We start from the raw sequence: 11,614 nt of genomic DNA, 5'->3' as shown, positions 1-11,614 counted from the left end.
TTCTAACCTCACAGAACACTCCTTATCACGGTTAGGCATCTACTTATGTAGATGCCTTTTTTAATTTATTAACTGACAATTATTTATCAATCTAAAGTAGTAAGTATATTAGGACTATTAAGGGAAGATTGACGGTAATAATTACAGTATGATTAATAAGAGTATTGAAATGTAAGGAGTGAGAAATAAGTGCTAAATATTTTAGTGGTTAATTTTCCAGCAGAGGGACATGTAAATCCTACATTACGTTTAGTCAAAGCTTTTACTGAACGGGGTGATCACGTACATTATATTACAACAGAACACTTTAAAAGCAGAATTGAAGATTTGGGAGCAACTGTATATACTCATCCAGATTTATTAAAGGAGATTTCTATTGATACTGAAACCTCATATGGGCGGAATTCTTTCTTTCATGTACATGTTCAAACTTCTTTATATATATTAGAAATTACGAAACAATTATGTGAGAGCATCAATTTTGATTTCGTAATTTACGATATATTTGGTGCTGGAGAGTTAGTAAAGGAGTATTTACAAATTCCAGGCGTACTTTCTTCTCCTATATTTTTAATTCCTCCAGAATTTTTGGAGACTTTACCTTTTCATCCAAATGCAGAAATACAATTCCAGCCTGATGAAATTTCTGAAAAGTTACTACGTCAAATGGAACATGAATTTGGAGTAAAGCCCAAAAATAATCTTCAATTTATGCATAATAAGGGAGATATTTCACTCGTGTACACAAGTCGATATTTTCAACCTAATAGCGATTCGTTCGGAGAAAATAACATTTTTATTGGGCCGAGTAATTCAAATCGTAAAACAAATGTAGAGTTTCCACTTGAATTACTTAAAGGTAAGAAAGTTATTTATATTTCAATGGGGACACTACTTGAAGGAATCGAACCATTCTTTAATACTTGCATTGATACTTTCTCAGATTTTGATGGAATAGTTGTAATGGCAATTGGTGATAGAAATGATCGTTCAAAAATTAAGAAAGCGCCAGACAATTTTATAATTGCTTCATACGTACCCCAATCAGAAATATTAAGTGAAGCAGATGTTTTCATTACACATGGTGGTATGAATAGCGTACACGATGCCATTTATTTTAATGTCCCATTTGTTATAATTCCACACGATAAAGACCAGCCAATGATAGCACAAAGATTAACTGAACTTGAAGCAGCACATCGATTATTGAAAGAACATGTTAATGTGCAAACTTTAAATGAAGCGGTAACAGAGGTTCTTTCAAATGAAAAGTATAAACATGGTATACGAAAACTGAATGATAGTTTTATAGAATGTGGTGGTACTAAAGAAGCAATTGAAGTTATAAAATCTCTTCTAAATAAATAGTATGGACAATATAAAAGCATAGAGGATTAACCTTTATGCTTTTATATTATTATCCTGCAAATTGCACAGCAGTATTTGCATGTAAAAAAGCGGTATCAAAAACAGGTACAGTAAGGTCGTTTTGAGAAATAAGCAAAGGTATTTCAGTGCAGCCTAGTAGTATACCTTCTGCGCCGTTTTGAATTAATGAATTTGTAATTTGTAATAGTTTTTCTTTTGATGTTTCTGAAATAATTCCTTTACTTAATTCATTTAAAATAACATGATGAATAAAATTTCTCTCCTCTTCATTTGGGATGATTGTCTCAATATTAAAATTCGCTAGACGTGATTTATAGAAGTCTTGTTCCATCGTTTGTTTCGTACCTAATAGTCCGATACGCTTTATATTCTGTTCTACCATTTTTTTAGCACTTACATCACCAATGTGAAGAAGTGGAATAGATATTGCATTTTCTACTTCCTCAGCAAATAAATGGACCGTATTGGAACACATTAATAAACAATCAGCTCCGGATTTTTCAACCTTTTTTGCAACTGTGACTAGTTCGTTTTTCACTTCTTCGTATTGATGATTTTGTAATAAAGTAGTTACTTCACCAAAGTCCATGCTATATAAAACAAGCTTTGCATTTTGATCATATTGAGAGAGTGTAAGTGTATTAATATGTTTATAGTATAACGATGTAGATTCCCAACTTAGTCCACCAATTAAACCGATTACTTTCATCGTACATTCCTCCCGTAACTATTTTGAATTCATTATTTCATAATTCCGATAAGAATACAATGATTTAAATGTACCGTTGAACAAAAAATAAAAATAATTAGAAAAGTGTTGAAATTTACACTTATTAGTGCCATAATACGAATTACAAATTAATACTTATCCAGAGAGGTGGAGGGAACGGCCCTATGAAACCTCAGCAACCCCTATATAAATTTATAGGAAGGTGCTAATTCCGCAGAGGACACGATGTGTTTTTTGGAAGATAAGAGGATTCTTGAACGTGAAAGAAAATGACCTCTTATGTAAGAGGTCATTTTTTGTTGTATAGAAAGGGAGTGTCAATGCATAATTCATTTTCAAAATAAATATAGAGTAATAAAAGTTGACTAATACGAGAGGGGAATTGTAATGAACAAATTATCAACAAAGTTAGTAGTAGCAATCGGAATTGGAGCAGCATTATACGGGATATTAGGACTTTGGGGATTTTCTATTGCACCAAATACATTTATTAAACCTGCATTAGCTATTTTAACCGTTTTTGGAGCGTTATTCGGTCCAGTGGCAGGACTTTTAATAGGACTTATCGGTCATACCGTAACAGATACAATCGCTGGTTGGGGTATTTGGTGGGGCTGGGTTATTAGTTCAGGCATTATCGGATTTGCAATGGGACTCATTCAAAAAAGAGTTAGCTTTAGTGTGAAAAACGGGACGTATAATAAGCGGGATATTTCTTATTTAGCCATTACTGGGTTAATTGGTATTGTCATTGCTATTATATTTGCTGGCGCATTCGATATTATTGTGATGGGAGAACCGTTTGACAAAATTATTATACAAGTATTAGGAGCAACAATTGCGGATGTTATTGTATTTCTAGTTCTTGGATTGCCAATTACAATAGGTCTAGCTAAATCTAATAAGAAACATACACATTTAAAAATTGAAAAGTAGGGATGTTAACATGCAACCAATTATTTCTTTTGAACAATTCAGCTTTCAATATGAGCATGCGGCGCAGACTACTGTAAAAGACATTACGTTTCATATATATCCTGGGGAAAAAGTGTTAATCGCTGGACGTAGTGGTTCAGGGAAGTCAACGTTAGCTCATTGTATCAATGGGCTAATCCCCTTTTCTTATGGGGGGATTAGTACTGGTAATATTTTAATTGCCGGAAAAGACCCGAGGAAAGGGAGTGTTTTTGAACAGAGTAAACAGGTAGGAACAATTTTGCAAGATCAAGATGCTCAATTTATTGGTCTTACAGTAGAAGAAGATGTAGCTTTTTATTTAGAAAATGAATGTGTAAATCAAAATGAAATGAAAAAAATTGTTTCAGACTCATTAAAAAAGGTAAAGATGCATGCTTTTCATAAACAAAGTCCACATGAATTATCAGGAGGTCAAAAACAAACTGTTTCTCTAGCAGGGTTGTTAACAACGAATGCCAATATATTATTATTTGATGAACCTTTAGCGAATTTAGATCCTGTAAGTAGCTTACATACAATAGAACTTATTAAAGATATACATAAACAATATAATAAAACAATTGTAATTATTGAACATCGAATAGAAGAAATGTTAAATCTGGATTTAGATAAAATCATTTTAATGGATGAAGGGGAAATTGTTGCGATAGGCACTCCGGAAGAGATTTTAACGTCAAATATATTGCCATCTATCGGCTTAAGAGAACCTATGTACATAGAAGGATTAAAGAGATTACCTTTTGATAGTAATAATGCCGGAATATATCCACTTGAAAATCTTCAAAGAGAAAGTGTTAGTAGCGCAATAAATGAGTGGGTGGAAAAGCAAGTCTTTTGTAAAAGGAATCCTACAAACAAAGAATTATTGAAAGTAGAAAATTTATCGTTCTCCTATCCTAATAAACAAAAAGTATTAGAGAATATAAATTTCTCAATAAAAGAAGGGGAAATTGTAGCACTTTTGGGTCATAATGGAGCTGGAAAATCAACATTAGCTCATAGTCTTATAGGCATAAACAAAACAAAAAATGATAGGATTTTATTTAATGGAGTAAATATCAATTCTTGGTCTATTCGTAAACGTGGAGAGATTATATGTTATGTGATGCAAAATCCAAATCATATGATTACGCAGCCTACTGTTATAGAAGAGGTTTCATTTTCATTAAAATTAAAAAAGGTTTCAAATGAAGAAATTAGGCTTAGAGCGGAAGAAACATTAAAAATTTGTGGTTTGTATCCATTTCGTAATTGGCCAATTCAGGCATTAAGTTATGGACAAAAAAAGAGAGTAACGATTGCATCTGTACTAACAACAAATCCGAAACTTATCATTTTAGATGAACCGACAGCGGGACAAGATTATTATCATTATAAACAGTTTATGTCGTTTATTAAAAAACTAGCTGCAAAGGGAATATCTTTTATTTTTATCACACACGATATGAATCTCGCATTAGAATATGCAGACAGAGCAATCGTTTTACATGAAGGGAAAATTATTGCGAATAATACCTCGTCTATCGTATTAGGACATTCAGAAACGTTACAAAGAGCGAAACTTAGGGAAAGTTCATTATTCAAGTTAGTTAAATTTAGTGGGATTGCATACCCTGAAAGGTTTATAGAACTTTATTTTGAGGTTACTAGGAGGGAGGAGCATGTATAGTACATACTTTCATCGTATGGATGGAGCAGTGAAAGTGTTGTTATTTATTTTTTGTATGACACTTACTTTTTTGTTTTTTGATTTTCGTATATTGCTTATTGTATTTATGATTGGCTGTATCGGACTTCTTGTTGCAAAAATTCCATTTCGTAAAATTTGCATTGTTTTTACTGTTATATTTACATTTAGTGTATTAAATTCTGTAATGATTTTATTTATTACACCAACTCATGGATCTGAATTAACCGCATCATATACTTCGTTTTTACATATCGGATATGCAACCATTACATATGAAACATTATTTTATGCAGCTACACTTTCATTAAAATATTTTACGTTATTACCTTTTACACTTATTTTTATATATACGACTGATCCAAGCGAATTTGTGAGTAGCTTAAGTAAATTTCGAATTCATTATAAGATTACATATGCAATAAATATTGCATTACGTTATATACCTGATATTCAGTCCGAATATAAAGTTATTAAACATGCGCAAGAGGCGAGAGGAGTAGCTTTTGAAAAAGGAGAAGCAAGTTTATGGATTCGTATGAAAAACCGTGTCTTAATTTTCTGGCCTTTAATTATTCATTCACTAGATAGAATCGATACAGTTTCAAATGCAATGGATTTAAGAGGATTTGGAAAGAAAAATACACGAACTTGGTTTTATACAAATAAAGCGAAAAGCGGGGATTTCATTGCTTTATTTGTAGGTGTTTTTATTTTAATTGTTGCAGTGTATTTAAAGTTACATGTATTTCAAGACTTTTGGTATCCATTTTAAAGCACTCTCAAATGAGTGCTTTTACTTATTTTTATGTAGACATGCTCAAAAAAGGGATATTTACATAATGTATAATACGAACCAGTTAAAATGATCAACTACCTATTAGTTTTCAAACCAAAAGGAGGAGAAAATATGAGTTACGGTGGTTCTTGTGGTTTTGGTGGAGGTTTCGCTTTATTAGTTGTGTTATTTATTTTATTAATTATCGTTGGATGCAGCTGCTGGGGCGGAGGGTACTAATTTCTAATTAGTCTCCACAAATGTAAACTTAAAAAACATAGAAGATACTTATGTATCGAAACAAATAAAAAAGGAGCAATTATGCTCCTTTTTTATTTGTTTTCAGATGAGTTATAATTACATTTCGGGAATGTAATTGTCAAAGTTGTACCTTTATTAACAATGCTTCGGATCTTTAAACTACCTTGCATCGTTTCAATGATCTTAACAGCAACCATTGTACCTAAACCTGTACCCTTCGTTTTTGTACTAAAATATGGTTCGCCGAAGCGATTTATTTGCTCTTGTGACATACCAATTCCGCTATCCTCAATTCGTATGATAACTTTATTATTACTAATAGATGAGGAGATATGTAAAGTACCGCCATTAGGCATTGCTTCAATACCATTTTTTACTAAATTTAAAAAACATTGTTGAAAGTGCTGTTTATTACCGACAATTGTTGCGGTAGAGAAATCTTTTGCAATATGTATTGTATTCATATTGCATAATGGTAAGATCATATTTATAACTCGATTTAACTCTTGTTCTACTGAAATATGATCTAATTTTTCTGAAGCAGGTTTGGCAAACGTTAAATAATCATCAATAATTCCTTGGGCACGATGTAACTCTTCAAGTATATGTTCAATATACTCATCTCTTGATTCTGGAGTTAAATTGGGTGTTTTTAAAAGTTGAGTAAATCCTTTTACGACAGTTAAGGGATTTCTTACTTCGTGAGATATACTAGCAGCGAGTTGACTAACAATCTCCATTTTTTCCATTTTAATTAACTTCGATCGCATACATACTGCATCTTTTAAAACTTCATTAAAATAAATGACAAATAACATCAAAATAGTTGGTAATATGATGAAATAAATAATGTATAAATTATTCACTTCAAAATCTGATAAAGTTAATACAATTACAGTTGTAAATATTGCTAGAAAAAATGTTAAAAACATTGCATAAGCTACTTTATTTTTTCTATTATACTTATTAAATTTTGCGGATGCGAATGCTGTAATGATAAACATTGTGCCATAAACTAGTATGGTTAACATACTAAATCCATAAAATAAAAATCTTGTAATTAATAAAATAGCAAACAATATGATACCAACAGGGAAGCCACCATAAAGCGTACCTATTATAACTGGTATTTGTCTTAAATCATGAATACAATTTTCATCCATATAAATAGGATAGCGCATACATAAAATAAGAGGTATACTCGTACAAAGTATAATAAGTAGTTTTTTATATTTCTTTAAATAGTGCCCGCTATCATATATAAAATAGAAAATAAATATACTAATTAGAATGTAAAGAAGATTATTTAATACGTTTTGATTAATATAAACAAAGTTCATAGTATTTGCCTCGTAATTTTGAATTTCCATTTCAAATATATTATACATGATTATAGTAGAAACTTTTTGCATTTAATAATATAAGTTTATATCTTTTTAGCATTAGCCACGTTTAGCCACTCTTTATAAAATGTTTCAACCGATGCATATCGTTTAATTCGGTTGTCATTTACAGCGCGAAACGCTATTTCATATAACTCTTTACTTGCTTCCCAGTTTGTAAAGGAGCGATCTTTTCCACCGCCCAAGAGAGCAAAAGCCATTGCCCCCATATTAAATACATTTGTTCTTGCATCAATCATAGCATTTAGCTCGAATTCTTCAGGAGACATAAAACGAGAGGAACCCCATAATCTTCCCATTTTATTCACGTATGGCTTTTTAGAATATAAATCAATATCACAAATCTTCGTCTCGTTTGTATGAAAATTATATAAAATACTACCGTCATAAAAATCTATTGCTACATAGTTTTTCTTTTCGACAAATGTATGGAAAGAAAAAATAGAATTTAAGGATTGAATTCGTTCCATAACTGATAAATGCTTAAATTTATAAAATGGAGAATTTGGATTTTTATATTTTTCAGGAGGCGGGAAACTCCAATGCGAATGAAGACATTCACCATCAAACCAATCGAAAATTAATACATATCCAGTGTGAACTGGAAAGTGTTCAATTAGTTTTATAAGTAAGTCATGCTTTAATTCCTCGTATAGGGAAACTGAATTTTTTAATTTTTCAATAGCGTCTCCCATTGTCCCTTTATATGCAAGTGTTTGTGCCCCTGCATATTTAATAAATTTCTTATGACCATTTTTTTCTACACCAAAAGATAGATTTCCTGAATCTTGCTGGTCAAAAACCGCAAATACGGTTCCTAATTTCGTAAGCCAATCAAAATTATGATGTTCTTTTAATTGGAATGTTATTTGATTCAACTGAATTTCAACTGGAATATCTTTCATAATATACCTCACATTTATTATAATTAAGTTGTATATTTCAGTATTCGACATATTTTGTGAAAATCCTATGTTAATCATATGGAATTTTATAAATATAATAATAAACACTTATAAGAGGGTGAACAATATGGAACAACAAATCGTTATTAAACCATATCAAAAAGACTGGCATGAAGAGTATGTAATAGAAAAGGAGAAATTCATTTCATTATTTGGAGGAGAATGTATTGCTATTGAACATATAGGAAGTACATCCGTAGAGGGATTAGGAGCGAAACCTCTAATAGATATGATGATCGGCGTAACAGATTTGCAAATTATCGAAAAGTGGATTGAAGCACTATTAAAAATTGGATATGAATATGTTCTAAAAGAAACACCTAATCGGCGTTTTTTTAGAAAGGGAAAATGGAGGGCGGGTACCCATCATTTACATGTTTATATTTATAATAGTGACGAATGGAAAAACAATCTTTTATTTCGAGACTTTCTAATAAAACATGAATGGGCACGTAAAGAATATAGAGAATTAAAAGAGAAACTTGCAGCTATATATCCGTTTGATCGCGCTTCATATACAAATGCAAAAGCGCCGTTTATTCAAAATATAATAAAATTAGCTAAAAATGATCACTAGAAAATTCAAGTGATCTTCAAATTCTCATTTTATTTTAATCTTTTTCTCATGTTCCTTTCTTTTTAATTTGATATTCTGCTTGTTACAGAAGGTTTATAAGGAAGGAGCTTGAATGAATTGGAGAAGCTACTAAGAAATAAATATTTTCATTTGTATGTTAAATTTATTGGCATTACTATTATTTTTTGTAGTATAGCATTGTTATTTATTAATGTAATATACGGCAACGCATTGAATGTGAAATGGTTAAATAAGAAATTAGGTTCTTTCGGTGAATACGGGGCAATTTTAGCTGCATCGTTATGGATTTTACGTCATGTACGGTTATTTTTAAAAAAGAAAAATATAATGGGGTTTAAATTGATAAAGGATGTATATCTTTTCATTAAAAAGTATCACGTATTAATTGGATATACTGTATTAGCTGTATCAATTACTCACGGCATTTATTTTTTATTAAAAGGAAGTCGGCATATATTTATATTTTATAGTGGTATATTTTCTCTTTTCATTTTAATCATATTAGGAATCGTTGGATTTGTCTTACATAAACATAATAAAAAAACAAACTTGATATTGTATAGAAAAGCGCATCAAATCATTGTAATTATATTTGGGATAGGATTATTCATTCATTTAACTATATAGGAGGAATTACTATTGCAACACATATTAATTATTGAGGATGAGGAAAGTTTAGCTGATTTTTTAGAATTAGAATTAAAGTATGAAGGATATAAGGTAGACATACAGTTTGATGGAAGGAAGGGATTAGAGGCCGCACTTGAAACAAATTATGATCTTATTTTACTTGATTTAATGCTGCCAGGATTAAATGGGCTAGAAGTGTGTCGTAGATTAAGGGCAACTAAAAATACACCTATTATTATGCTGACTGCACGCGATAGTATTATGGACCGCGTGACAGGGTTAGATAGCGGCGCCGATGATTATCTTCCGAAACCATTCGCAATTGAAGAGCTGTTAGCGCGAATGAGAGTTATATTTAGACGAGAAGAACATATAGAAAACAAACATGTTTCATCTCTTACGTTCAAAGATTTACAGCTCCAGATTGAATCACGAACGATTACAAAAGGTAATGAAGAAATCGAACTTACAAATAAAGAGTTTGAACTATTACTGATGTTTATGAAAAATATTAATAGAGTACTTACCCGTGATGTTTTATTGGATCAAGTATGGGGATATGACGCGATGGTTGAGACAAATATCGTTGATGTATACGTTCGTTATTTACGTAACAAGTTACATAGTGTAGATAAGGAGGAATATATCCAAACGGTCCGCGGTGCTGGATATATAATGAAATGATTAAAAATATTGTGCATCGAATTCGAAATCTACCTATAAAGTGGAAATTAACACTTTGGTCCACTACTCTAGTATTTATTTTATTCATTTTATATAGTGCCCTGCAGTTTATTGTAATTAATAAGTGGACTATAGACTATGAACAGAAACAAATAAATAGACAAGTTACAGAAATAGCGGCCTATTTCCAAGATAAAAATGATACTCTTTCGAGTAAAACATTTGAAAACAGTAAAGATTTCTTAAACAATATGATTGATAAACATCAAATGATCCGTATTATCGGTATGGACGGGAAAACAATTGTTACTGTTTCGCGAGAGTTTAATGAAGCGTGGATAAAACCAAAACAAGTTACACAAGAGGAATTATTTATAAAAAGACATGTAGAAGATCGCATATTAGTTAAGCGTATACCAATTCAAACAAAAGAGTTCACTGGTACTATTGAACTTACGAAAAACTTAGAGGCTTTCGATCATTTATTAAAAATTATTCTAGTGGTAATGGTTATTGCCGGAATATGTGGACTAATCTTTAGTTTTTTAGGTGGGCTACTAATCACGAAAAAACTATTATCAAGTGTTCAAAATATAACGGATACGATGAAACGTATTAAGAAAAATGGACTAAATGAACGGGTTCCAGTACGTGAAAATAATGATGAACTTGCAAAATTATCGTTTCTTTTTAACGAAATGATGGGTGAGGTAGAAACTTCTTTTACACAACAGAAACAGTTTGTAGAAGACGCATCCCATGAACTGAGAACACCACTAACAATTATTCAAGGACACTTGTCTATGTTAAATCGGTGGGGGAAAAATGATCCAGCAGTTTTAGATAAATCGCTTCAATCCAGTTTAAAGGAAGTCGATCGTTTAAATAAGTTAGTTTTAGAATTGCTAGAACTATCAAGAGCTGAATCAGAACAGATGCATCCAATCGCAGCTGATCCAGTCCATGTAAATAGTATATTAAAACAAGTTACACAAAACTTTGGCGTACTTCAAACTGAATTTCAATTTGATATGAAACTGGATGGAGATGCGGCATATGTCTCAATACCCTCATCTTACTTAGAACAAATTATTATTATCGTAATGGATAACGCGGTGAAATATACAAAAGAAGTTAATAAATATATTTGTATTGAATCTAGTGTACAATCAGGGAAAGTTAAAATTCGTATCATAGATCGTGGAGCGGGAATACCCGAAGCGGATTTACCTTTTGTTCTTAACCGCTTTTATCGTGTGGACAAAGCAAGAAGTCGAAAACAGGGTGGAAACGGTCTAGGTTTGTCTATTGCAAAACAACTTGTAGAGAAATACAACGGAACGATTCAAATAGAGAGTAAAGAAGGCGAAGGAACAGTCGTTACGATTACACTGCCTACCGTTTCACTTTAATAATTCGGAAAGAAGGGATGTTTTGTGCATTCCTTCTTTTTTACGGTCAATTTATTTTGTTTATTACGAATTTTCTAGTACATTAGAATTATGAAGGGG

The 11,614-nt window shown here is 31.4% G+C and carries 12 protein-coding genes and 1 riboswitch; of the genes, 9 read left to right on the top strand and 3 right to left on the bottom strand.

From position 1 onward, the window contains the following. Window positions 1-189 precede the first annotated feature (189 nt). Window positions 190-1,368, top strand: coding sequence for a macrolide family glycosyltransferase (locus MKO96_RS01575; RefSeq protein ID WP_240586430.1), 1,179 nt, complete (start codon window positions 190-192; stop codon window positions 1,366-1,368). Between the two features lie 49 nt (window positions 1,369-1,417). Here MKO96_RS01575 and MKO96_RS01570 read toward each other — a convergent pair whose 3' ends face one another. Continuing rightward, a complete protein-coding gene (locus MKO96_RS01570; protein WP_087980542.1) occupies window positions 1,418-2,098 on the bottom strand; it encodes an aspartate/glutamate racemase family protein in 681 nt (226 codons plus the stop codon). A 153-nt stretch (window positions 2,099-2,251) separates the two neighbouring features. Then, window positions 2,252-2,367, top strand: a riboswitch (SAM riboswitch). Window positions 2,368-2,506: 139 nt separating this feature from the next. Here MKO96_RS01570 and MKO96_RS01565 point away from each other — a divergent pair. From MKO96_RS01565 to MKO96_RS01550, 4 genes are all read left to right on the top strand, one after another. Then, window positions 2,507-3,055, top strand: a complete 549-nt coding sequence (locus MKO96_RS01565; RefSeq protein WP_087980543.1) for an ECF-type riboflavin transporter substrate-binding protein — start codon at window positions 2,507-2,509, stop codon at window positions 3,053-3,055. 10 nt (window positions 3,056-3,065) lie between these two features. Beyond that, window positions 3,066-4,766, top strand: a complete 1,701-nt coding sequence (locus MKO96_RS01560; protein ID WP_240586429.1) for an ABC transporter ATP-binding protein — start codon at window positions 3,066-3,068, stop codon at window positions 4,764-4,766. Continuing rightward, the gene (locus MKO96_RS01555) at window positions 4,759-5,559 is read left to right on the top strand and encodes an energy-coupling factor transporter transmembrane component T family protein (protein WP_240586428.1); all 801 of its coding nucleotides are present in this window, start codon (window positions 4,759-4,761) and stop codon (window positions 5,557-5,559) included. Before MKO96_RS01560 ends, MKO96_RS01555 begins: the two co-directional genes overlap by 8 nt. A 135-nt stretch (window positions 5,560-5,694) precedes the next feature. Next, window positions 5,695-5,802: a YjcZ family sporulation protein gene (locus MKO96_RS01550; RefSeq protein ID WP_000120182.1), complete on the top strand. Its 108-nt coding sequence runs from the start codon at window positions 5,695-5,697 to the stop codon at window positions 5,800-5,802. Window positions 5,803-5,894: 92 nt separating this feature from the next. Here MKO96_RS01550 and MKO96_RS01545 read toward each other — a convergent pair whose 3' ends face one another. Together MKO96_RS01545 and MKO96_RS01540 are read right to left on the bottom strand one after the other, a co-directional pair. Further along, the gene (locus MKO96_RS01545) at window positions 5,895-7,163 is read right to left on the bottom strand and encodes a LytS/YhcK type 5TM receptor domain-containing protein (protein ID WP_240586427.1); all 1,269 of its coding nucleotides are present in this window, start codon (window positions 7,161-7,163) and stop codon (window positions 5,895-5,897) included. Between the two features lie 86 nt (window positions 7,164-7,249). Continuing rightward, window positions 7,250-8,131: a protein kinase family protein gene (locus tag MKO96_RS01540; protein WP_240586426.1), complete on the bottom strand. Its 882-nt coding sequence runs from the start codon at window positions 8,129-8,131 to the stop codon at window positions 7,250-7,252. Window positions 8,132-8,258: 127 nt separating this feature from the next. Between MKO96_RS01540 and MKO96_RS01535 the strand changes: the two genes are divergently transcribed. From MKO96_RS01535 to MKO96_RS01520, 4 genes are all read left to right on the top strand, one after another. Further along, on the top strand, window positions 8,259-8,768 hold the full coding sequence (locus MKO96_RS01535; RefSeq protein ID WP_240586425.1) for a GrpB family protein: 510 nt from the start codon (window positions 8,259-8,261) through the stop codon (window positions 8,766-8,768). Window positions 8,769-8,885: 117 nt separating this feature from the next. After that, entirely contained in the window at window positions 8,886-9,416 is a 531-nt protein-coding gene (locus tag MKO96_RS01530; RefSeq protein WP_240586424.1) for a hypothetical protein, read from the top strand. Window positions 9,417-9,428: 12 nt separating this feature from the next. Further along, complete coding sequence (locus MKO96_RS01525; RefSeq protein ID WP_071723193.1) at window positions 9,429-10,103, top strand: response regulator transcription factor; 675 nt, start codon at window positions 9,429-9,431, stop codon at window positions 10,101-10,103. After that, window positions 10,100-11,515, top strand: a complete 1,416-nt coding sequence (locus tag MKO96_RS01520) for a HAMP domain-containing sensor histidine kinase (RefSeq protein ID WP_240586423.1) — start codon at window positions 10,100-10,102, stop codon at window positions 11,513-11,515. The genes MKO96_RS01525 and MKO96_RS01520 overlap by 4 nt, the downstream gene beginning before the upstream one ends. Window positions 11,516-11,614: the final 99 nt, after the last annotated feature.

The sequence above is a fragment of the Bacillus sp. ES1-5 genome (assembly GCF_022487605.1).
Taxonomy (GTDB): Bacteria; Bacillota; Bacilli; order Bacillales; family Bacillaceae_G; genus Bacillus_A; species Bacillus_A wiedmannii.
This window is presented reverse-complemented; position numbering and strand designations above follow the sequence as displayed.

What these genes read in the sequence shown, in the direction of transcription:
- MKO96_RS01570 (WP_087980542.1), bottom strand. Translation starts at nt 2,098, where the DNA reads ATGAAAGTAATCGGTTTAATTGGTGGACTAAGTTGGGAATCTACATCG.
- MKO96_RS01565 (WP_087980543.1), top strand. Translation starts at nt 2,507, where the DNA reads ATGAACAAATTATCAACAAAGTTAGTAGTAGCAATCGGAATTGGAGCA.
- MKO96_RS01560 (WP_240586429.1), top strand. Translation starts at nt 3,066, where the DNA reads ATGCAACCAATTATTTCTTTTGAACAATTCAGCTTTCAATATGAGCAT.
- MKO96_RS01555 (WP_240586428.1), top strand. Translation starts at nt 4,759, where the DNA reads ATGTATAGTACATACTTTCATCGTATGGATGGAGCAGTGAAAGTGTTG.
- MKO96_RS01550 (WP_000120182.1), top strand. Translation starts at nt 5,695, where the DNA reads ATGAGTTACGGTGGTTCTTGTGGTTTTGGTGGAGGTTTCGCTTTATTA.
- MKO96_RS01545 (WP_240586427.1), bottom strand. Translation starts at nt 7,163, where the DNA reads ATGAACTTTGTTTATATTAATCAAAACGTATTAAATAATCTTCTTTAC.
- MKO96_RS01540 (WP_240586426.1), bottom strand. Translation starts at nt 8,131, where the DNA reads ATGAAAGATATTCCAGTTGAAATTCAGTTGAATCAAATAACATTCCAA.
- MKO96_RS01535 (WP_240586425.1), top strand. Translation starts at nt 8,259, where the DNA reads ATGGAACAACAAATCGTTATTAAACCATATCAAAAAGACTGGCATGAA.
- MKO96_RS01520 (WP_240586423.1), top strand. Translation starts at nt 10,100, where the DNA reads ATGATTAAAAATATTGTGCATCGAATTCGAAATCTACCTATAAAGTGG.